We start from the raw sequence: 22,432 nt of genomic DNA, 5'->3' as shown, positions 1-22,432 counted from the left end.
GTGGATGCCCGGGACAAGCCTGGACAAGCCCGGGCATGACGGCCTGATTGATATTCGCTACTACCGCCGCGCGACGGTGCACCCGCTCGACAGCTGGCGCGTCGATCCGGTCGAGCCGTCGTTTGACTGCGACGGGAATTCCTCGAACGGCGAGTTCTGCTTGCCGGTGTTGAACTCGAAGATCTTGCGGAACAGGCCCGGCGCCATCGCCGAGATCGGATTGACGCGCATCACGGGCGCGGCCGGCGTACCGACGACCTCGTAGGTCACGCCGATCAGCCCCTCATTGTTGCCGCCGCCGAGAAAGATGCCGAACAGCGGGATCTGGCCGAAGATGTTGTTGACGCCATACATCGGCACGAAGGTGCCGCTCATGCACACCTGGTTGCCGGGATAGTCGATCGAGCCCTCGATGGTGGCGCCGATCATCGGCCCCTTGACCACACCGTCGCGGATCGTGAGCGCGCCGTTCTGCCGGGTGAACTCGGCGCGCAGCGCGCTGAAGGAGACGCCATTCCCGGTGCCGTTGGGGGCGCCGGCGGCCACGCGCTCGAGCTGCGCCTCGCCCTTCACGGTGAAGTCGCGCACGTTGATGAGTCCCTCGCGCGCCGTGTTCGGCTCGGAAGACGGCGGCTCCATCGCCACCACCATCTGGCCGCCGACCGCTTTGGTGTAGGTGTCGGTGAAGCGCAGCAGCGCGCCCGCGTCATTGGTCTGCAGGTAGATCACCTCGCGGTTGCCCTGGGCGCGGCCGCCGCGCAGATCTGCCGCGACAGGCGTGTCACGGCCGATCTTGCCGCTCAGCGTGAGCGCCTTGATGGCCCCGTTGCGCTTCGACATCTTGGCGTCGACGCTGCGCATGGCCTCGCCGTTGAAGCCCGCGACGGCACCGAGCTTCACGTCGATGTCGAAATCGAGGTTCTTCAACTTGTTCTTGTCGTCCTTGGAATTGCCCGAGATCGCCGACTTCAAAAAGCCGCGGCCGTCGAACACGTCGCCGCGCATGGTGCCGCGCACCACACCGTCCTGGCTGCGCTCCACTCTGAGCGAGGCCTTGTCGCCGTCGGACGGCGCGTAGGTCGGAAAGTTCGCGTTTACGAGATCGCCGTTCGCGTCGAGCTCGAGCGAGCCCTTGATCGAAGCGCCGCCACCGTCGATGACGATGTCCTCGAAACGCGTCGATTGCGCCGTCGGCACCACCTTGAAGCTGGCCTTGCCGGACTTGCCCGGCAGCTTGACCCAGCCGGGCAGGATGTTGTCGAGCCTGACCGAGGTCAGGTCGGCCTCGACGCCGAGCTTCGTCGTCTGATCCGCACCGCTCGCGATCTTGCCCGACAGCTTGATCGGCAACGATCCGCTGACGGCGGGGCTGAGATCGAAGCCGAGCCGCGAGCGGCTGGCATCGTCCAGCGTCGCCTGCAACCTGACGTCCGCGTCGCCCTCGGCCGGCTTGCGATAATCGAGCGAGGCCGCCTGACCGTTGATCTTGACGTCGCCCTTGACCTGGTAGCCCTGGTTGTTGGCCGATATCTTGAGGTTGTTGGCTTCCAGCTTCTGGTTCATCACCAGCTTGTCGGCGGCAAAGCCGTTGAGATCGGCGGTGACCGCATAGGTGGTGTCGGCCTTGGTCAATTCGCCCTTGACCGGCATGCCGAGCTGGATGTTCGCCGCGAATGTTCCCTTGCTGGTGTTGGGATCGACGACGGTCGCCGACAGGTCGCTCAGCCGATCATTGGCGAGCATTTCAGCGGCCGCAGGCACCGGGCCCTCGACACGGAATCTGCTCCGCGACGGCGACGGCTTGGGCGCCATGTCGGGCACTTCGAACACGAAGTCGGAGATGGTGACCTTGCGGCCCGCGGGCGTATCGGCAATGCCCTGCCCGATGTTGACGGTCGCGGTGCGCCCGGTCACACGCGCCTTCAGATCCGCATCGCGCACCACCGGCATGCCATCCACGGGCCGGACCGCAACGCCGCTCGCCACGATATTGACCGACAGGCCGTCGTCCGGAATGGGTGGGCCCTTGCGCGGCAGGTTCCTGGTCGGCGAGTTGACGCCGATCTCGATGCGCTGAAGCGTTCCGCGCTCGATCCTCTCGATCACCCATTCACGCAATTCGGGGACGATCAGCGTCGGCCACATCCGCTTCAGGGCGGAGGCCGACATCGGCGTGCCCGCAAAACCGAGGGTCAGCCGCGGCTCGCCCGAATAATCGAGCGCGCCGGTGCCGGCGACGCCGATCTCGCCGTTGGAGACGTCGGCCTGCGTCAGCAGGATGCGCTTGTGGTCGGTGTCGAAGCGGAAGCCGATCGCAATGCGGTTGAAGACGAGTGGCGGCTCGTTGTCGATGCCGCCGAGCAGGATCGAACCGCCGCTGAAGCCGAGCTGCCAGTCATTGGTGGTGCCGTTGGGCGGCTCCAGGTGCGCCAGCAGCGTCAGGCGGTTCGCGCCGGAGAGAATCTTGAACGGCGCGACCAGCACCCGCCGGTTCGCATCCCACTCGACATTGATCTCGGCCGAGTCGATCGCCATCGGGTAGTCGGGCGTGTCGGTGTCGATGATGTTGCCGGCGCCGACCGCGATCTTGCCGCGGAAGAAGGTCGGCACGCCGTCGCGGCCGAGCTCGCCCTTGAGCTCGCCCGTCAGCGGCAGGTCGGCGGTATAGGTGAGATCCTTCACCCGCAGCGCCAGCAGGATGTTGGAGGTCGAGACCTTGTCGGCCTTGATGTCGACCGAGCGCACGCCGTTCTCGGCCGGGCCGATCGTGGCGCGCAGCATCCACGGGCGCGCGCCCTCCTCGCCGAGGCTGAGCGCGACGCCGCCGCGGCTCGGCCGGCGCAGGCTGAGCGTGATGTTCTCGAACGACCATTTGCTGCCGCGCTGCTGATCGTCGACGATCAGATTGCCGTTCTTCAGGCCGATCTCGTTGAGGTTCTGGCCGTCGAGGCCCGTCATGCTCAGGCTGTCGAGCCAGTCGAGGCCCTGAAGGATGCCGCTCTGCGCGGTCGCCTGCGGTGCGGCCTGCGAGGCGTCCGGGTTCGCAGGCGCGGTCGCGAATGGCGGCGGGGGGACGCCGCTGCGCGGGAATGTCGGCGGCAGGCCCGCGTCCTTCTTGGACGCGACACCGGTCGCCAGCGGCTTTGCGGTGTCGCCGGCGGACACGGTGACGGTGCCGTCTGGCGCAATGCGGATGGCGAGCTCGGCATCGACCAGGTTGAGGCTCTCGGCCCGCAGGTGCCCCATCAGGAGAGCCGCACCCGACAGCTTCACCTCGGCCTTCGGCGCGCTGGCGACGACGGCATGATCGCGGTCGCGAACGATGATGTCTCGGATGCGCACGGCGATGCGGACCCGCCCGGCACGCTCGATCTGCGTGCCGCCGACCTCGACCGTGTTGCCGTGGCCGATATTGTCCTCGATCGCGGCTGCGAGCCAGGGCGTTGCGATGTCCAGGTTGATGGGACCGGCGCCGAGCCGCCACCACAGCGCACCGAAACAGCCGACGAAAATGACGATGATGGTGGCGATGACCACGGCCGTGCGCTTCAGCCAGCGCCCCCCACCCGCCCGGCGGCGCAACGCGCCAAATCCGTCACCGATGCGGAGGAAGCTCGAACCGGAACGCGCCAGCAGCCGGCGTGCGCGATGGCGCGCCGCCGCTTCCTGATCCGGATCCCAGTCGGCGTCGTCCCATTCCTGCGGCTCAACTTGGCCGCCGCGCCGATCAAGATCCCGGTTGTAGTCCTGGGGCGACGTATTCCTTGCCATTGCTTCTCGATACAGGCGCCCGTCATAGGATTGAGCGCCGCCGGGACCGCAGCCGTTCGCGGGAAGTGACGCTCCCTGCGCCGGCACTGCCGCCATACCTCGAATATTCCTGCTGTTCGTCATTTCGCCCCGGGAGCGCGTTCAACGAGCAGTGGGGTGGTGCGTGGAATTCCTTGTAACCATACTCCGGCGTCGTCAGACTTGCCCAGCCAAGGGCGCGATTCCGGCTCGCCAGACAAGAGCTGCAATACCGCTTCGGTTGACCTGCCGAAAGCGTCGAAAGGAAGGCGTATGTCCAAGAAATCCCGAAAGAAATCGTCCAAAACGCCCTCCGGCAGTCCCACCGCCAAAAAGAAGACCGCAAAAACGCGGGCATCTCTTCAAACAAGGTCCGCGAATACGCAGCGGACACCGGCACGCAAATCAGCCGCGACCATAGCAAAAGCAGGATCACATAAGGCCGCATCGAAACAGTTAAAATCCTCCAAATCGGCCTCCTCTCCGGCTGCGGCCAAGTCTGGCTTGAAGTCCGGCTTGAAGTCCGGCTTGGCCGAGGGCCAAAAGGCCCCCGCCTTCCGCCTGCCGCGCGATGGCGGCGACGTGGTCACGCTGGCGGATTATGCCGGCCAGAAGCTGGTCCTGTTCTTCTACCCGCGGGCCGACACGCCCGGCTGCACCAGAGAGGCGATCGACTTCACCCGCCTGGCCGACGCCTTCGCCGCCGCCGGCACCGCGGTGCTCGGCATCTCCGCCGATCCGTTAAAGGCCCAGGAGAAGTTCCGCGACAAGCACAAGCTCGGCGTGCCCCTCATCTCGGACGAGACGCACGAGATGCTGGAGGCCTATGGCGCCTGGGGCGAAAAGTCCATGTATGGCAAGAGCTTCCTTGGGATTCTTCGCACCACGATCCTGCTCGGGACCGACGGCAAGGTCGCGCGGATCTGGCGCAACGTCCGGGTCGACGGCCATGCCGACCAGGTGCTGGAGGCGGCAAGGAGCCTTTAACCAATCCTTTAAATTCGCGCGTTCCCATTTGCGGAAAATTAACCATGACCGGCCCAGATTGCTGCGGCAATTGAGCCGCAAGGAACCCATCCGACCGGCGCGGGAGTGCCGATGTCGAAAAGTTCTGCCCAATACTCGCAGTACCCCCAACATCATCCCCACGACCACGGACGGGCCTTCCAGCGTCGCCTGGGTGTCCCGGCGCCGGCAACCGCGATTCCCCTGCCCGCTCCCGACGATGCCTACACCATCGTTCATGCCGGCAAGCAGGTCCGCTTCGGGCCTGTGGTGTTCTGGATCGTGGTCGGCACCGTGGTGCTGCTCGGGCTGTGGTCGGCTGCCACCGCCACCTATTTCGCGTTCCGTGACGACGTCCTGACCCGGCTGATCGCCCGCCAGGCCGAGATGCAATACGCCTATGAGGACCGCATCGCCGAGCTGCGCGCCAAGGTCGACCGCACCACCAGCCGCCAGTTGCTCGACCAGGAACAGTTCGACCAGAAGCTCGACCAGATCATGAAGCGCCAGACGGCGCTGGAGTCCCGGGCCACGGCGCTCGGCGCCATGCCCGACGTGACCGGCTCTATACCCCGCGCCGCCCCGCAGCGGAGCGATGCAAGCCCGACCACGCCAAAACCGTCGCCGATCAGCGACACCGTCATCTTCGTGGCGCCGCCGGATCGCGAAGCCCGCCTCGAATCGCGCGCGCCGAGCGTCGTGGCAGCGCCAACCAGCCAATTCGCCAAGAACCAGGGTTTCGACAACGTGCTGGTCCGGCTCACGACCTCGCTTGATCAGGTCGAGCGTCGCCAGATGGCGGCGCTCAGTGCCGTCGAGGAAAGCATGGATTCGCGCATGCGCCGGATGCGCAGCGTGGTCAGCGATCTCGGCCTGAACCTTTCCCATCTCGAAGCCGCCGTGCCGCGCAGTGCGATGGGCGGGCCGTTCGTCCCCGTCAAATTGACGGCGAATGCCGGACCGTTCGAGAAGCAGCTCTATCGCATCCACACCACGCGCGCCGAGATGGACCGTCTCAACCGCACGCTGGCGCTGGTGCCCTACCGCAAGCCCGTCATCGGCGAGGTCGAGTTCACGTCCGGCTTCGGCGTGCGCAGCGATCCCTTCCTGGGTCGGCCCGCGATGCACACCGGCCTCGATTTCCGCGCCGCCAGCGGCGACCCCGTCCGCGTCACCGCCTACGGCAAGGTGGTTTCCGCCGGCTGGTCCGGCGGCTATGGCCGCATGGTGGAGGTCGATCACGGCAACGGGCTTTCGACCCGCTACGGCCATCTCTCCGAGATCAACGTCAAGGTCGGCGAGGTCGTGAAGATCGGCCAGGTCATCGGCCTAGTCGGCTCGACCGGCCGCTCCACCGGCCCGCACCTGCACTACGAGACCCGCATCGAAGGTGAAGCGGTGGATCCGCAGAAATTCTTGCGCGCCGGCGTGCGGCTCAGCGCGGGTTAGGCCGGCGCCGCCGGTTATTTACTGGCTGCGCTCGTGGCCGACCTCGCCGGTGATGACGTTTGAGATCCCTGATAGCCGACATATCCTCGGCTGCGGCACGTGGGAGCGATGGGCCAATAGGCGACATTGCGGCCTGTCGTGATAACCTTCGACGAAATTTCGATAGTTCGGAGGACCAGTGATTCAGGATTTGATGTCGATAGCTGATGCCGTTTCTGACGAGCAGGGTTTCATTCGACTTCTGCGAAAAATGGCATTCGATCGGGGGGATGAGCAGCAGAAGGAATTGGCGGGCCCAAGCTCGCCATACGGACCCGGAGCTAACGGCTGGGAAAATGGTTCGATAGAAGCTTTTTTGGAAGCTGCGGCGGCCTGGGCCGAAGCGACGCAGGACACGTCCGGTCTTGAGGCAAAGGCGCCTGATATCTGGCGTCGTGCAGCGAAGATCATTGTCGCGGGAGCATTCTATGAATGATCTCACCGAAAGCGCAATGTCCTGATATGAAGGTTAGGCTGCTGACGAGGCGAACCTACCGGAGATAAGAGTGGCTGAACTTCATCCTGTAATGAACGATACAAAGTGGAGAGAATTGCGGGATGCCATGTACGCTATTGGATCGGCAACAATCTATCGAATTATGAGGGTCAACGGATATTACTCAAATCCGGACGCCGAATGGTTCTATACTTCCAAGAAGGCGGATACGACGACATTCGGTATGTCGATATTTTCGCAACCGACCAGCCTCACCGCCAACAGGTTGGAAGCGCCCTCAAAAAGATCCATCTGCCCGCAGTGGAAACCGGTGATGGCTTCCGCGTGTACGGGTACGTCTTGCCGGGACAAGCCGTCGATTATCTAGATTGAGGGCCGCCTCGGGTCAGAAGCCGAAATGCTCTGGCCCTTAGAACATGTCCACTCGGCCCCCAGCAGCCGACATCGGCTGTCTAAAGCCCGCGGTATCCCGCGGGCTTGAGCTTCAAGAGTTCGATACGCGGGTCAATCGCCGAATATTGCGCTGATCCTCGGCCTCCGGTGAGACCGGCTTGGTTGGCGAGGCGTCCACCAGCGCCGCACTCTCAGGCTTGTAAGCAAGTGCGTCGGCGATCCATCGCGGCCATTCGGGTTTCGGCCCTGGCTCAACCCGCGTTTGAAGCAACTGTTGAAGTATATCGCTCATGCCTGCTCCTGCGACTCCAGCCAAAGCTCTTCATAATCGGCATCCTCATCGCGCACCCCGCCGAGGCTGCCAAGCACACTGATCGGTGCTCGCACGCTCTCCTCGATATGTGCCTCCATCGTCACGTCGTCGCCGGGATGCACGATCACCCGTTCAATGCGGTGCACGAACCTGATGGGGTTCTCGTCTTCGCTCGCGATCGGCTGCAACGGCTTGCCCCATCCCCGATCGAGAATGGCGTTGGCGGCCATCACACGGGCATGGGCGGGAGCGTCCTTGTTGCGCACGATCTGCACGAGGGTCTTGATGGCGACATTCGTGTGAGTTCGCGCCAGGGATTTGATCTCGGTTAGCGTGCGCTGCTTTAGAGCGCGGCGGGCCGCCGCCCTCGCGAGAGCATTCTGGGAAAGAAGGTTGTAGTTCACCACTTCAGTCATTTGGAAAATCCGTCTGAAATTGACTCCGATCATCTTGGATCGAGACGCAAAAAACCCGCGGCGGGAGAACCGGCGCGGGTGCAAACAAACTCGTCTCGATGATGCTATTCTGCCAGTGTTTTGCCCGACGGGTCAATGCCAATCGGCTCCTGCAAGCGACTTCTTGCTCTACCATCGAGTGGATTGGACGGGCTTAGGCTAGCCGGCAACCGAATGTCCATAAAGGCACCGTCCGACAGTTGGTGAGCATCTGACAGCCTTGTTGTCCACAGCCACGAGAAGCAGTAGCTCGCCGGCACCCTCGCCTACCAGGAATCGATAATTTGCCAAGCCTTGTCGGCTCATGCCTTTGATGACCGGATGTCCACGAAGTCGCGCCAATATCTCTTCGGCACTCAGATCAAGATGGCAGCCGAGCGCGCCAAGGAGGCGCGCAAGGAAGCTGACAAGCTCGCCTGCGTAGCGTGGAACAGCCGGATGCTCGGTTACAAGGGACCCGCGCAGCCCTCGCCCACCATCGGCGATGCGATCAACGGAGGATATCCATACCTCGAGGTCCGCTGTCATGGCTGCGACACCAACCAGACCATCGCGCTCGAGATTATTCGGCGGCCAAAAACGACTCCGATCCACGAGCTCGAACGCTACATGCGCTGCAAGGATTGTTCGCAGGTGCGAGGCCGTCCCTACAAGCGCAGCGAGCTTGTGGCACTGCGGCCAACAAAGATTTCAGCCAGCCAACCGCCTACGACCTGGTGGCCGGGCGAGCGATAAGAGACAAAATCACTCATGTGCAATCTATATTCGATCACCACCAATCAGGCGGCCATCGCCGACCTCTTCCGCATCGTCCGTCGCTACGAAGGCAACTTGCCGCCGATGCCCGGCGTCTTTCCGGATTACCCCGCCCCTGTCATTCGCGATGCCGGCGGCGAGCGCGAGCTGGTGATGATGCGCTGGGGCATGCCGCCGCCGCCCAGCAAGGGCGGGCCGCCGGTCACGAACATCCGCAATACCTCGTCGCCGCATTGGCGCGCCTGGCTCAAGCCCGAGCACCGCTGCCTCGTACCGGCCAATAGCTTTGCCGAGTATGCGCCCGAGCCGAACCCGGAGACGAAAAAGAAGGATGTTGTTTGGTTCGCGCTCGCGGAGGCGCGGCCGCTGTACGCATTCGCCGGCATCTGGACCACGTTCAACGGCGACCGCGGCACGAAGTCCAAACCCGTTCCGGGGCCGCATCAGGTCTATGGGTTTCTCACGACGAGCCCGAACGCGGTCGTTGAACCGATCCATCCCAAGGCCATGCCCGTGATCCTGACGAGCGCGGAGGAATGGGACGTGTGGCTGCGGGCCCCTTGGGATGAAGCCAAGGCGTTGCAGCGGCCGCTTGGAGACAACATATTGAAAATCGTGGCGCGAGGGGCTGAAAAGGAAGACGTGATCGCCTAGCGCCAGATGATACCATTCTGCCGGTGTTTTGCCCGACGTGTCAAACGAGGGTTAGCGAATCTACTTACAAGATCCGCTACGTCCGCTTACCTCCCGATAGCGGCGCGAAAGCAGACAATGCGTGAGGTCCGAGAAGGGCCATGAACTGACATGGATGGCGACGCTAAACCGTAGTAGGCTTCGTGCTCGCAAATTCCGCACGGGACGGAATTTGTTCGAGAGATCGGAATGTCGCATGAAGCGCCGCGTCGTCATCGCCATGATCGGGGGAGTTATGTCTGCGCTCTGCCTGCCGCGGGCGAGAGCCGCCGGCAAGGTCTATCGGATCGTCTTCGTCGTTCCGACCGGCCAATATCTCGACGCTAAAGAGGGGGATGCCTGGAAAGGTCTTGTCACTGCCTTTCTGCAAGGCCTGCGCGAGCTTGGCTACCTGGACGGCAAGAACATGACGTTCGCCTTTTACTCGGCCGAGGGGAAATTTGGACAAATCGATGAAATCGCGGCCCGGGTCCTCGAGACGTCGCCCGACGTTATCTTGGCTGGCGGTGGCGGCGCCAACGAGGTCGCGCACGCGTTCCAGCGGTTGACGCGAACTGTGCCCATCGTCATGGCCAACAGCTCCGATCCGGCGGCGCAGGGGCTCGTGGCCAGTCTCGCTCATCCCGGCGCCAACATCACAGGCTTCTCAGGCAACACGGGACCGGAGTTTGAAGCAAAGAGATTGCAGTTGCTGCGCGAGGTCGCACCAAATGCGATCCGCGTGGCCTATCTGGGGCTGAAGCTCGATTGGGAAAGTCCGGCCGCAATTGGCGTGCGCGGTGCAGCAGAGAGACTCGGTATCACGTTGCTTCATGCCGAGCATACGCCGTCGAACTACGAAGATGCATTCGGGCTGATAACCCGCGAACAGTTGCAGGGAATGTTCGTGGCGCGCAATCCCTGGAATTTCTCCAACCGGCGCGGCATCACAGGATTTGCAAGGGATCGACGAATGCCGGCGGTGTACCCAACGCGGGAGTTTGCCGAGGTCGCCGGTTTGATCTGCTACGGGCCGAGCCTCTCCGACCTTTACCGACGCGCCGCAAGCCACGTTGACAGGATATTGAAAGGCGCCAAACCCGCAGAGCTGCCGGTCGAACAGCCTACCAAGTTCGAATTGGTAATCAATTCCAGGACAGCAGGCGAGCTGGGTCTGAACATTCCGGCTGCATTGCTCGCACTGGCCGACGAGGTGATCGACTGAGCGAAAGCTGTCGGTGATCCGACTTCGGCTTTGGGTCTTGGCTGTGTGCAAACGGATGGTCGGCACGCGGCCGTGGGTCGCCAATCACTGCAGGCGGCTGAGGTTCTCGCGTCGGATCGCCCAATGACGGCCAAAGCGGGTATCGCGAGGCGGTATTGCGCTTTTGGACGTACTTTCCGGGCTTCAGGCGGCGCGGATGGCTGCAATCAGGCGCGGTTTGCCGACGATGTTCATCACCCGTGTGAGGTTATAGGCGAGAACGTGCAGCGCCATTTCGGCGGCGACGTTCCGTAGGCGCTTCATCAGGAAGTGGGTCGCCCCCATACGGGCCTTGATCGTGCCGAAGGGATGCTCGACCGTCTCGCGCCGCCTCCGCATGGCGTCGGGGTCGGAATCGAGCCGTCTCTGGACCTCCTCGACCACATGCTCATGCTCCCAGCGTGTGATGCGGCGCTCCTTGGACGGCGTACATTGGCTCTTGATTGCGCAGCCTTGGCACGCTGCTGTCGACCAGTAACGGCGCAGCGTCATTCCATGCTCGATGTTGGTATAGCGATAGGGCAGCACCTGGCCGGACGGGCAACGGTAGACGTCCTCGTCAGGTAGATAGGCGAAGTCCTGTTTGCCGAACCGACCCTCCGCCTTGGCGTTCGACGTCATGGGCTTGGGCAGCGTGACTGCAACGCCAGCCTCTTTGCAGGCCAATATCTCCTCTCCGTCGAAGTAGCCACGGTCGGCGACCGCCTCCAGTTTGTCCACTTCGAGCACTTCTTTGGCTTGCTTCGACATCCGAGCAAGCTGCCCACGGTCGTTGCCGACGTTGATGACCTCATGCGTAACAATCAGGTGGTGTTCGGTGTCCACCGCGACCTGGACATTGTAGCCGACGACACCTGATCCGCGTCCACTGGTGGCCATCGAACGGGCATCCGGATCGGTGAGCGATATCTGTTGATCCGGCGTGTTGCGCATCTGCGCATCGAGCACTTCCAGGCGGCCCATCTCCTGCTTCAGCCGAGCGATCTTTTCCTTAATCCTCGTCGTCTTGATGCTGATCGCTTCCGATGGCTCCTGCCGATCGGCGCTATCGAGTTGACGCAGATATCGACCGACGCTTTCCTCGATCTGCGCCATCCGCCTCGCCATCTTGGCATGCGTGAAGTTGCGGTCGCGGTTGTTCACCGCCTTGAACTTGCTGCCGTCGATTGCGACGCTTGAGGTCTGCAACAGGCCCATTTGCCGGCATAGTGCAATGAACTTCGCACAAACCTTCCGAAGCGCCGCACCATTGTCCTTCCGGAAATCGGCGATCGTCTTGTGATCGGGAGCCAGGCGGCCGATCAGCCACATCACCTCGATATTGCGGCACGCCTCACGTTCCAGGCGGCGACTGGATTGCACCCGATTGAGATAACCGTAGATGTAAAGCTTCAGAAGCACTGCCGGATGATAGGAAGGCCGGCCCGTCTCCTTGGCGATCACACGCTCAAACCCCAGTCCATGCAGGTCGAGCGCTTCGACGAACGCATCGATCACATGGACCGTGTTGTCCTCACTTACCCAATCCTCCAGGCATTCCGGCAAGAGCGTCAGCTGGGATCTGTCCGCGCCTTCAACGAAGCGTCCCATCCGTATCCTCCATCAGAAAACGGAGGAATCGTAACCGACTCGTGGCTTTTCACACAGCCAGGGTCAGAAGCCAAACAGCTTTCATGGTCGGAGACTTCCGCTTTGCATCGCTAAGCAGAAGTTTGTGAGTACACGTCCTACCGCTGCTTCGGCCGCGACACCAGCTCGATCATCCTGCCTTCGTCGTCATCAGGCATCACCGCCTTCGCCTGCGCGTAGGCCTCGACCGCCGCGCGCGCGACCAGCGGCTTGGCCGCGAGCAGGCTTTCGGCGAGCTTCACGGCGTAGGCGGCGTCCTTGTGCCGCAGCGCTGCGGTGAAGGTCGCGCCGCTGAAATCGCGGGCGACCATGCGCTTGGAGTGACGCTGTACCTGCGGGCTTGCGGCGACGCCTGCCTGGATCGATTCCAGCACCAGGTTCATGTCGAGCCCGGCCTGCTCGGCGATGGCAAGGCCCTCGGCGAGGCCGGCGATCTGGATCGCGCCCATGAGATTGTTGATGAGCTTGTAGACCGTGCCGGAGCCGACCGCGCCGAAATGGCGGATGGTCGAGCCGATCGGTTCGAGATAGGGCCGCGCGCGCTCGAGATCGGCGCTATCTGCGCCGACCAGAAGCGTCAGCTTCCCGGCCGCCGCCGCGTCCGGCAATCCGGTCACGGGGCAATCGATGTAAATCAGCCCGCGCGCGTTGAGCTCGCGGCCCATCTCACGGGAATGGTCATAGGAGACGGTGGAGCATTCGATCGCGATGGTGCCGGCCTTGGCCGTCTTGGCCGCTCCTTGCGGCCCGAGCCAGACCGCGCGCGAAGCCTCGTCGTCGGCGACCATGGTCACGACCGCGTCGGTATCGATCGCGGCATCTTCCGGCGAGGTCGCCCAAGTCGCGCCGCGCGCGATCAGGTCCTCGGCCTTTGCCTTGCTGCGATTCCAGACCGTCACCGTGAAGCCGGCATCGAGATAGCGGCCGGCCATGCCGTGGCCCATCCGCCCAAGCCCGATGAAGGCGACGCGGGGCATGGCTAGTCCACGTCCTCGATGTCGCCGCTCGTGGTGCCGAAGGCGCGCTGCGCCAGCGTCGCGGCCATGAACTCGTCGAGCTCGCCGTTGAGCACGCCCGAAGTGTCGGAGGTCTGCACACCCGTGCGCAAATCCTTCACCATCTGATAGGGCTGCAGCACGTAGGAGCGGATCTGGTGGCCCCAGCCGATATCGGTCTTGGCGGCCTGGTCGGCGGCAGCCTTCTCCTCGCGCTTCTTCAGCTCGATCTCGTAGAGACGCGCGCGCAGCATGTCCCAGGCCTGCGCCCGGTTCTTGTGCTGGGAGCGGCCGGCCTGGCAGACCACGGCGACGCCGGTCGGGATATGCGTCAGGCGCACCGCGGATTCGGTCTTGTTGACGTGCTGGCCGCCGGCACCGCCCGAGCGCATGGTGTCGACGCGGACGTCGGATTCCTTGATGTCGATCTTGATGCTGTCGTCGATGACGGGGAACACCTGCACACTCGAGAACGAGGTGTGCCGCCGTGCGTTGGAATCGAACGGCGAGATGCGCACGAGGCGATGCACGCCGGCTTCGGTCTTCAGCCAGCCATAGGCGTTGTGTCCGGAAACCTGGATGGTCGCCGACTTGATGCCGGCCTCTTCGCCCTCGGACTCTTCGAGGTACTCGACCTTGAAGCCATGCGTTTCGGCCCAGCGCGTGTACATGCGCAGGAGCATCTGCGCCCAGTCCTGGCTCTCGGTGCCGCCGGCGCCGGCATGGACTTCGAGATAGGAATCGAAGCGGTCGGCTTCGCCCGACAGCAGCGCCTCGAGCTCGCGCCGCGCCACTTCCTTCTTGAGGTTCTTCAGCGCAGCTTCAGCTTCGGCAACGACACCGTCATCGCCCTCGGCCTCGCCGAGCTCGATCATGCCGATGTCGTCTTCGAGCTCCTGCTCGACCTTGCCGATGCCCGACAGAGCATCCTCCAGCGAGGTGCGCTCCTGCATCAGCTTCTGGGCTTTCTGCGGGTCGTTCCAGAGATTGGGATCTTCTGCGAGCTTGTTCAGCTCGGCGAGGCGCGCCGTCGATTTCTCGACGTCAAAGATGCCTCCTCAGCAGCCCGACTGACTGCTTGATCTCTTCTACCAACCGTTCGATTTCGGCGCGCATGTTGTTCTCTGGTCTAGCGCATGATCCGGGAAAGTGTGCAGCGCTTTCCCGAAAGCATCATGCGCAAACAAAAAATCTGACGCGATGCAGTTCATCTCACCGCGCTGGGGATGTAACGGCGGCGGCGCGAAAGCGCAACCGCCCCCCTCGTCCGTATCAGACGTTATCCGCTACCACAGCCCGCCGGTGCCCGGCCGCATGAGGAAACCGGAATCCGGCTGCTGTTGCGAGGCCGGCATGCCGCCGCGCCCGTCGGCATCGGCAACGCCGATGACGGAGTAATTATCCGGCGGCGCCGTGCCCGGCTTGAAGGCTTCGAGAATGATTCCGCCGGTCTCGCCGGGGCCGGCACGCATGCCGGTCTTGGCGACGACGCGGACGAGCTTGATGCCGGCCGGCACCTTGAACGGAACGGCGGGCTTGTCGGCGAGCGCGAGCTTGAGGAAATCGCGCGCGATCGGAGCGGCCAGATGGCCACCGGTTGCGGCGTTGCCTTTGCCGAGCGGACGCGGCTTGTCGTAGCCCATGTAGATGGCGACCGCGACGTCGGGCGAGAACCCGACGAACCAGGCGTCCTTGGCCTCGTTGGTGGTACCGGTCTTGCCGGCGACCGGCTTGCCGACTTCCTTGATCACGGTCGCGGTGCCGGCCTGGACCACGCCTTCCATCAGCTCGGTGATCTGATAGGCGGTCATGGAATCCAGCACCTGCTCGCGGCGGTCGATCAGCTGCGGCTCGGACTGGTTCTTCCAGCCGCCGGGCGCGTCGCAGCCGCGGCATTCGCGCTGGTCGTGCTTGAAGATGGTGCGGCCGTAGCGGTCCTGGATACGGTCGATCAGCGTCGGCTTCACGCGACGGCCGCCATTGGCGAGCATCGAGTACGCCGTGACCATGCGCATCGCCGTCGTCTCGCCGGCGCCGAGCGCGTAGGAGAGATAGTTCGGCAACTCGTCATAGACGCCGAAGCGGCGGGCATATTCGCCGATCAGCGGCATGCCGATGTCCTGCGCGAGGCGCACCGTCACCGTGTTGAGCGACTGCCGCAGCGCATTGCGCAGCGTCACCGGTCCCTGGAATTTGCCGGAGGAGAAGTTTTCAGGCCGCCACACGCCGGCACCCTGGCCCTGGTCGATTTCGATGGGCGCGTCGAGCACGACGGTCGAGGGCGTATAGCCGTTGTCGAGCGCGGCCGAATAGACGATCGGCTTGAACGACGAACCCGGCTGCCGATAGGCCTGCGTGGCGCGATTGAACTGGCTCTGGTCGAACGAGAAACCGCCGACCATCGCGAGCACGCGGCCGGTCCAGGGATCCATCACCACCATCGCGCCCGAGACTTCCGGGATCTGGCGAAGACGGTACTGGCCCTCGACCGGCTGCCCCTCCTTGGAATAGAGCGGATCGGCATAGATCACGTCGCCGGGCGCGAGCACCTGGGCCACCGAGGTCGGCGTCTTGCCCTTGGCGTTGCCTTGCGCGGCCCTCGCCCAACGCACGCCGTCGAGCGTGACGATGCCGGTCTCGCGCTGCTTGCTGACGGCGCCGCCAAGCTCCCGGCTCGGCTGGAAGCCGATGCGCGCCGACTGGTCGCTGGTCTCCAGCACCACCGCCATGCGCCACGGTGAGATGTCGGACAGCGACTTGATCTCGGCGAGCTTCACGCCCCAGTCGCCCGAAATATCGAGCTTGCTGATGGCGCCGCGATAGCCCTGCTGCTCGTCATAGTTGACGAGACCGGTGACCATGGCCTTGCGCGCCATGACCTGGATCTTCGGATTGAGCGTGGTGCGAACCGACAGGCCGCCCTCGTAGAGCTTCTTCTCGCCGTAGCGCTCGAAAATGTCGCGGCGGACTTCCTCGGCGAAATATTCGCCGGCGAAGGTGTGGGCGCCGTTGGAGCGGCTGGTGACGGCGAGCGGCTCCTTGCGCGCCTTGTCGGCGTCGGCCTGCTTGATCCAGCCGTTCTCCACCAGACGGTCGATCACGTAATTTCGGCGCTCGATGGCGCGGTCGCGGTTGCGGACCGGATGCAGCGTCGCCGGCATCTTCGGCAGCGCCGCCAGATAAGACGCTTCCGCCACCGTCAGCTCGTTCACCGACTTGTCGAAATAGACCAGCGAGGCCGCCGCGATGCCGTAGGCGCCGAGGCCGAGATAAATCTCGTTGAGATACAATTCGAGGATCTTGTCCTTCGAATAGGTCTTCTCGATGCGCATCGCCAGCAAGGCTTCCTTGATCTTGCGGGCGAAGGAGACCTCGTTGGTGAGCAGGAAGTTCTTGGCGACCTGCTGGGTGATCGTGGACGCACCCTGCGGACGCCGGTTGGAGCCGTAATTCTGGAGATAGAGCAGGCCTGCGCGCGCCATGCCGGTGTAGTCGATGCCGCCATGCTCGTAGAAATTCTTGTCCTCGGCCGCGAGGAACGCGTTGATGACGAGCTTTGGCACTGCCTGGATCGGTAGATACAGCCGTCGCTCCTTGGCGTATTCGCCGACCAGCGAACCGTCGACCGCGTGCACGCGCGTCATCACCGGCGGCTCGTAATCCTGAAGCTGAGAGTAGTCCGGCAAGTCCTTGGAGAAATGCCAGATCAGGCCTGCCACGGCCCCGACACCGACAAGGAACACCACTGTTCCCGCGGCGAACAGGAAGCCCATGAACCGCACCAGCAAGCGCATTATCTGTTTATCCGTTCAAACTCTGGATCAGCCCAGTATTCAGCCCATGGGACCTAAAAACTGGCACCCCAAAACTGGCGCCAACCTCACATCGCGAATTCACCGGCTTACGCAATCACATCAAGGCCGGACTTAAGACGCTTGCCGAACAGGATTCTCGCCGATTCCGGAACCCTCTACGGGTTTTCTATAAAGCGTCCGCTGTGGCCAAACTAGGGCCTTTGGCTCAGGAGGAACAAGCCGGCTCAGTTCGACGTCCCCCCGGTCGTCAATTTGACGATCCGGCCGTGGCCATCCGCTTGGTCAAAAATCCGTCGATCGCCTGGGCCATCGAGCCCACGGCACGAGACCGCCAGCCCTCGGAGACAAGGTGCCCGAGATCCGCCTTGTTGGAGACGTAGCCGATCTCGACCAGCACCGAGGGCACGTCGGGCGCCTTCAGGACCCGGAAGCCGGCAGACTTCAGGGGATGCTTGTGCATCCGCACCGTCTGCTTCATTTCGCTCATCAAAAGGCGGGCAAAACGGTTTGAAAAGGTGCGGGTTTCGCGCTGCGTGAGGTCGATCAGGATGTCGGCGACATCGGTCGGCTCCTCCGCGAGGTTGAAGCCGGCGATCGCATCGGCGCGGTTCTCCGCATCGGCCAGCCGTTGGGCCTCGGCATCGGACGCCTTGTCGGAGAGCGTATAGATGGTCGCGCCCTGCGCATCGCCCTCGGCCCTCGGCAGCGCATCGGCGTGGATCGAAACGAACAAGGCCGCCTTGAGATTGCGGGCGATCTTGGTGCGGTCACTGAGCGGAATGAAGGTGTCGTCGTCCCGCGTCATCACCACGCGGTACTTGCCGGCCTTCTCCAGCTTGTCGCGGAGCGCTAGGCCGAACGCCAGCACGAGGTTCTTTTCGCTCTCGCCGCTCGATTGCGTCCCGTTGTCGATGCCGCCATGGCCGGGATCGATCACCACCACCGGGCGACCGTCGGGCTTCTGCTGCGTGCCATCCGGGGCCGGCGCGCTCGGAACCGTCACAGGCGGCGCTTCGGCGATCGCGGGCCGCAACTCGGGACGGTTTTCGACCGGCAGCGACGACACGAAGGCGGTGCGGTCGACCTCCTCCAGCTCGAGCACGAGCCGAGCCGGTTGGCCGTTGGCCGCCTCCAGCACGTAGGAATTGGCGATCTTCGCCGGCCCGGTCAGGTCGAATACGATTCGCGAGCCGCCGGGCATGACGAGCCCGTAGCGGAAGGCCTTCACCAGCCCCCGCCCCCCGCTTCCGATCCCGGCGGGCAGCTGAAAATTCATCTGCGGCACGTCCACCACCACGCGATAGGGGTCGGCCAGCGTGACGGCGCGGAAGGTGACGGTCTGGTCGAGGTCGAGGATGAAGCGGGTCTGCTTGCCGTCGCCGGCCAGCCGGGCGGCCGAGGCGACCGGAAAATTCGCTGCGACGGCAGCGGGTTGCGGCCGGCTTTCGGCGGCGATCAGGCGCGAGGAATCGGCACACGGCAATGCCGCGATGCACAGCAACACGCCCCCCAGCAGAATCCGTCGATTTGTGCGGCTCGCCACCAATTCCGTGCCTCCGAGCAGCTCTCTTAACGCAATAAAACCACAGGGTTAATCGATCCTTAATGACGGAAACGCGAAACTCTCCGACTGTGACCGCCGTGCGACGCTCCCTTGCACCGATGGCTCATTCCTCGTATGTACGGAATGCTGACGGCCGATATTTCCGGTTGTGTCGCATTCAGCCTCCCGGTGCAGCGCCGGAACTCTCAAGGTTTGGGAATTCCAGCGTTTTCCGTTTCCCTCTAAGACCAGCGCGGTGCGCGGCAGCGAGGTGGAGCGGGTCAAGCCCCGGCGGCGGACGGTCTCGGGTTACCACTCATGTTACCGGGACGGTTCTGACAGCGGCGTAACCCATTACCCGGTCCCTTGATCCCAAGGGGGCGGTTCGTGATCCCCAAGGCGAGCGCGCTCGCGCCGTGCCTGGCCAGCAGCAACTGATTGAAGGGCGGCCTCGCCGCCCAGTGTTTCATACGGGCCGACGCTTGATGCGCCAGACTGTGCCGACGAAATCTGAAGGAGCATTCGCGACGCTGCGGAGTGACAATCCCGCGCGTCGCAATGGTCCTGAAGCTTCCGGTTCGGCAAGGCGCGAGAGACGGCGTTTCGGCCTTCCCCTCACCCCCGAATCAGGTGGACCGTCGCGTCACCCGGCGGCGCGATACGCGCCCACGGCTTATCGCGCCCGCCGCCGCCAAGAGTTAAGACATGCCCAACAAGATGTTGATCGATGCCACCCACCCGGAAGAGACCCGGGTCGTCGTGGTCCGCGGCAATCGCGTCGAAGAGTTTGATTTCGAGACCGCGCAACGCAAGCAACTGCGCGGGAATATCTACCTCGCCAAGGTCACAAGGGTCGAACCCTCGCTCCAGGCCGCCTTCGTCGAATATGGCGGCAATCGCCACGGCTTCCTCGCCTTCAGCGAAATCCATCCCGATTACTACCAGATCCCGGTCGCCGACCGGCAGGCGCTGATCGAGGCCGAGGAACAGGCCCATCGCGAGGCCGAGGAAGAGAGCGAGAATCGCTCGCACGGGCGCCGCCGCTCGCGCCACCGCAACGCCCGCCGACGCGGTCATGGCGAGCGCGTGCGCAGCGACATCGTCGAGGGTCTCGAGGCCGGCGCCGATCCCGCCGCCCAGCCGGTCGAAGGTGCCGCACTGCCGGAGCATGCCGAGGGCGAGCATCTGCACGCCGCTACGGAGCATCACGGCGAGCACGAGGGCCACGATCACAGCGACCATGACCATGATCATGACGATCATCATCATGATCACGAGCACCATCACGCTCACGATGACGCCCACGGCCATGAGGACGAGCGCGATCATCATGACCATGATCGCGCCGGCGAGACGCCCGCGCCTGTCGCGGCGGTCGGCGCCGAGCCCGCGGTCGAGACCGCTGCCGAGCCGCAGCCGGCCCCAACCTTCGACGTTCCCGCTTCCGAAGCTCATGGCGCCGAAGCGCAGGCAGAGCCTCTGGCCGAAGCCGTGACGTCGGCCGCCGAGCCGGCCGATGCCGTTTACGCCGCCGGCGAAAGCACTGAAGCGCCGCATGCCGAGGCCGCCCAAGCCGGTGAAGAACAAGCCGGTGAGGACGACGACGAGGATGAGGAAGATGGCGAGGATGCCGAAGAGGAAGTCGTCGAATCCGTCGGCGGCGACGACGTGCTGGAGGAAGTGCCGGAGCGCACCTTCCGTCCGCGCCGCCAGTACAAGATCCAGGAAGTCATCAAGCGCCGCCAGGTGATGCTGGTGCAGGTGGTCAAGGAAGAGCGCGGCAACAAGGGCGCGGCGCTGACGACCTACCTCTCGCTCGCCGGCCGCTATGCCGTGCTGATGCCGAACACCGCACGCGGCGGCGGCATCAGCCGCAAGATCACCAGCGCGCAGGACCGTTCCCGTTTGAAGGAAGTGGTGCAGGATCTCGACGTGCCCGAGGGCATGGGCATCATCCTGCGCACCGCAGGCGCCTCCCGCACCAAACCCGAGATCAAGCGCGACTTCGAATATCTGATCCGGATGTGGGAGACGGTGCGTGACCTGACGCTGAAGTCGCAGGCCCCGACCCTCGTCTACGAGGAAGGCTCGCTGATCAAGCGCTCGCTGCGCGACCTCTACAACAAGGAGATCGACGAGATCCAGGTCGCCGGCGAAGCCGGCTACCGCGAAGCCCGCGACTTCATGAAGATGCTGATGCCCGCCAATGTCAGCGCGGTGAAGCAGTATCGCGACGGCCAGCCGCTGTTCTCGCGCATGGGCGTCGAGAGCCAGCTGGATGCGATGTTCTCGCCGACCGTGCAGCTGCGCTCCGGCGGCTACATCGTCATCAATCAGACCGAGGCGCTGGTCTCGATCGACGTCAACTCCGGCCGCTCGACCCGAGAGCACCATATCGAGGACACTGCGCTCAAGACCAATCTGGAGGCGGCCGAAGAGGTCGCCCGCCAGCTTCGCCTGCGCGACCTCGCCGGCCTGATCGTCATCGATTTCATCGACATGGACGAGAAGCGCAACAACCGCGCGGTCGAGCGTAAGCTGTCCGACTGCCTCAGGCAGGATCGCGCGCGCATCCAGGTCGGCCGCATCTCGCATTTCGGCCTGCTCGAGATGTCGCGCCAGCGCATCCGCGCCAGCGTGCTCGAGAGCTCGACCGATCCGTGCCCGCATTGCGGCGGTACCGGCCATGTCCGCTCGGTGTCCTCGGTGGCGCTGCAGCTCTTGCGCGGCCTCGAAGAGATCCTGATGAAGGGCGCGACCCACAATCTCGTGGTCCGCACCCGCACCGACGTCGCGCTCTATGTGCTGAACCACAAGCGCGGCCATCTGCGCGACCTCGAGAACGGCTTCAAGGTCACGCTGTCGGTGATCGCCGACGCTAGCGTCAGCGGCCCGCAGGCCTATGTGATCGACCGCGGCGAGCAGGTGCATACGCTCGAAGCCGCCAAGGCGCTGCTTGCAGCCCAAGCCGCGGCGAGTCCGCCGCCGCTGGCCGAAGAAGTCTACGACGACGAGGACGGCTTCGACCTGGAGACTGAATCCGAGGTCGAGACCGACGAGACCGAAGGTCTTGCTGACGAGCAAGCCGGCGGCGAGGCAGCCTCCGAGCAGGACGGCCAGCGCCGCAAGCGCCGTCGCCGTCGGCGTGGTCGCGGTGGCCCGCGCGAAGGTGAGTTGCGCGAGGATACGGCGCCGACCCTGCCCGAGCCCGCGATGGTCGCCGCCGAAGGCGAGGACGAGACCGAGTCCGAGCAGGACGGTGAGGAAGGCGAGGAACAGGCGGCCCGCGGCGAACAGCAGGGCAGCAGTGATCGCCGGCGCCGGCGTGGTCGCCGCGGCGGACGCCGCCGTCGCGGTGGCGGCGAGGAAGGTCTTGCCGGCTCCATCAGCGACGAGCTCGGCACCAGCCAGCCGCCGGAAGCTGTCGACGCCGTCGCCGATTTCGACGGTTTCGGCGGCCAGGCTTCGCCCTCGATCGCGCAAGCCGAGCCCAGCACCGAGCCGCAAGTTGCGCAGCCCGAGCCGCGCGCGGAGATGCAGACCGAGGCGCCGGCCCAGCAGCCGGAGCCGGCTCCCGCCACGACGGCCGCAACGCCGGACGAAGAGCCTGCCGGCGACAGGGCCGCGCGGCGCCGCTCCACCGTGCGCGAAAAGGTCAGCTTCCTGCTGAACAGCCAGCCGGAGCCCGCAACGCCGGCAGCGGAGGCGACCGAGCCGGTCGCCGCACCCGCGCCGGCAGCTGAGCCCGCACCGGAGGCGGTAAGCGAAAGCCCGACCGCCCCGCGCCGGGCTGGCTGGTGGTCACGCCGTTTCGGCGGCGGCGAGTAAAGGGACAAAAGAGTTGAAACCGCCCGGCCA

At 64.3% G+C, this 22,432-nt stretch carries 15 protein-coding genes and 1 pseudogene; 8 read left to right on the top strand and 8 right to left on the bottom strand.

Annotation, left to right across the window (positions count from 1 at the left end):
* Positions 1-60: 60 nt before the first annotated feature.
* Positions 61-3,867: a YhdP family protein gene (locus tag AB7M16_RS00560; RefSeq protein ID WP_453942841.1), complete on the bottom strand. Its 3,807-nt coding sequence runs from the start codon at positions 3,865-3,867 to the stop codon at positions 61-63.
* Between the two features lie 195 nt (positions 3,868-4,062).
* Here AB7M16_RS00560 and AB7M16_RS00555 point away from each other — a divergent pair, with 195 nt between their 5' ends.
* The 4 genes from AB7M16_RS00555 to AB7M16_RS00540 all read left to right on the top strand — a co-directional run bounded on the left by AB7M16_RS00555 (position 4,063) and on the right by AB7M16_RS00540 (position 7,106).
* Positions 4,063-4,776 carry a peroxiredoxin gene (locus tag AB7M16_RS00555; protein ID WP_453947107.1) on the top strand — a complete coding sequence of 238 codons (714 nt, stop codon included), beginning with the start codon at positions 4,063-4,065 and terminating at the stop codon, positions 4,774-4,776.
* A 111-nt stretch (positions 4,777-4,887) separates the two neighbouring features.
* Positions 4,888-6,243 (top strand): peptidoglycan DD-metalloendopeptidase family protein, encoded by a 1,356-nt coding sequence (locus AB7M16_RS00550; RefSeq protein ID WP_453942840.1) that lies wholly within the window; start codon positions 4,888-4,890, stop codon positions 6,241-6,243.
* A gap of 178 nt (positions 6,244-6,421) precedes the next feature.
* On the top strand, positions 6,422-6,718 hold the full coding sequence (locus tag AB7M16_RS00545; protein ID WP_453942839.1) for a DUF7660 family protein: 297 nt from the start codon (positions 6,422-6,424) through the stop codon (positions 6,716-6,718).
* Positions 6,719-6,788: 70 nt separating this feature from the next.
* On the top strand, positions 6,789-7,106 hold the full coding sequence (locus AB7M16_RS00540) for a DUF6678 family protein (RefSeq protein ID WP_453942838.1): 318 nt from the start codon (positions 6,789-6,791) through the stop codon (positions 7,104-7,106).
* Positions 7,107-7,223: 117 nt separating this feature from the next.
* On the opposite strand, the gene AB7M16_RS00535 is transcribed toward AB7M16_RS00540, so the two are convergent.
* Positions 7,224-7,424, bottom strand: coding sequence for a hypothetical protein (locus tag AB7M16_RS00535; protein WP_453942837.1), 201 nt, complete (start codon positions 7,422-7,424; stop codon positions 7,224-7,226).
* Complete coding sequence (locus tag AB7M16_RS00530; protein WP_175421760.1) at positions 7,421-7,861, bottom strand: hypothetical protein; 441 nt, start codon at positions 7,859-7,861, stop codon at positions 7,421-7,423. Before AB7M16_RS00530 ends, AB7M16_RS00535 begins: the two co-directional genes overlap by 4 nt.
* A gap of 360 nt (positions 7,862-8,221) precedes the next feature.
* On the opposite strand from AB7M16_RS00530, the gene AB7M16_RS00525 reads away from it, so the two are divergent.
* The 3 genes from AB7M16_RS00525 (at position 8,222) to AB7M16_RS00515 (ending at position 10,553) form a co-directional block, all read left to right on the top strand.
* Entirely contained in the window at positions 8,222-8,635 is a 414-nt protein-coding gene (locus tag AB7M16_RS00525; protein ID WP_453942836.1) for a hypothetical protein, read from the top strand.
* A gap of 15 nt (positions 8,636-8,650) precedes the next feature.
* The gene (locus AB7M16_RS00520) at positions 8,651-9,310 is read left to right on the top strand and encodes an SOS response-associated peptidase (RefSeq protein ID WP_453942835.1); all 660 of its coding nucleotides are present in this window, start codon (positions 8,651-8,653) and stop codon (positions 9,308-9,310) included.
* A 235-nt stretch (positions 9,311-9,545) separates the two neighbouring features.
* Positions 9,546-10,553, top strand: coding sequence for an ABC transporter substrate-binding protein (locus AB7M16_RS00515; RefSeq protein WP_453942834.1), 1,008 nt, complete (start codon positions 9,546-9,548; stop codon positions 10,551-10,553).
* Positions 10,554-10,736: 183 nt separating this feature from the next.
* Here the strand turns inward: AB7M16_RS00515 and AB7M16_RS00510 are convergent, their stop codons facing one another.
* The 5 genes and pseudogenes from AB7M16_RS00510 to AB7M16_RS00490 all read right to left on the bottom strand — a co-directional run bounded on the left by AB7M16_RS00510 (position 10,737) and on the right by AB7M16_RS00490 (position 18,574).
* On the bottom strand, positions 10,737-12,182 hold the full coding sequence (locus tag AB7M16_RS00510) for an IS1182 family transposase (protein WP_453942833.1): 1,446 nt from the start codon (positions 12,180-12,182) through the stop codon (positions 10,737-10,739).
* A gap of 137 nt (positions 12,183-12,319) precedes the next feature.
* Positions 12,320-13,210, bottom strand: a pseudogene (locus tag AB7M16_RS00505) (NAD(P)-dependent oxidoreductase); the annotation flags it as partial.
* Positions 13,201-14,332, bottom strand: a protein-coding gene (gene prfB, locus AB7M16_RS00500; protein ID WP_260383522.1) for a peptide chain release factor 2 whose coding sequence is annotated in 2 segments (ribosomal slippage) — positions 13,201-14,262 and positions 14,264-14,332 — 1,131 coding nt in all. Because the reading frame shifts where the segments join, the coding sequence is not laid out codon by codon here. The gene prfB and the pseudogene AB7M16_RS00505, both read right to left, overlap by 10 nt.
* Before the next feature lie 170 nt (positions 14,333-14,502).
* A complete protein-coding gene (locus tag AB7M16_RS00495; RefSeq protein WP_172788668.1) occupies positions 14,503-17,010 on the bottom strand; it encodes a penicillin-binding protein 1A in 2,508 nt (835 codons plus the stop codon).
* A gap of 268 nt (positions 17,011-17,278) precedes the next feature.
* Positions 17,279-18,574 carry an N-acetylmuramoyl-L-alanine amidase gene (locus tag AB7M16_RS00490; protein WP_453942832.1) on the bottom strand — a complete coding sequence of 432 codons (1,296 nt, stop codon included), beginning with the start codon at positions 18,572-18,574 and terminating at the stop codon, positions 17,279-17,281.
* Positions 18,575-19,279: 705 nt separating this feature from the next.
* Between AB7M16_RS00490 and AB7M16_RS00485 the strand changes: the two genes are divergently transcribed.
* The gene (locus AB7M16_RS00485) at positions 19,280-22,402 is read left to right on the top strand and encodes an Rne/Rng family ribonuclease (protein WP_453942831.1); all 3,123 of its coding nucleotides are present in this window, start codon (positions 19,280-19,282) and stop codon (positions 22,400-22,402) included.
* Positions 22,403-22,432 lie beyond the last annotated feature (30 nt).

It is taken from the genome of Bradyrhizobium sp. USDA 372, assembly GCF_053629095.1.
The sequence above is the reverse complement of the archived record's forward strand: the minus strand, read 5'-3'. Positions and strand labels throughout refer to the sequence as shown.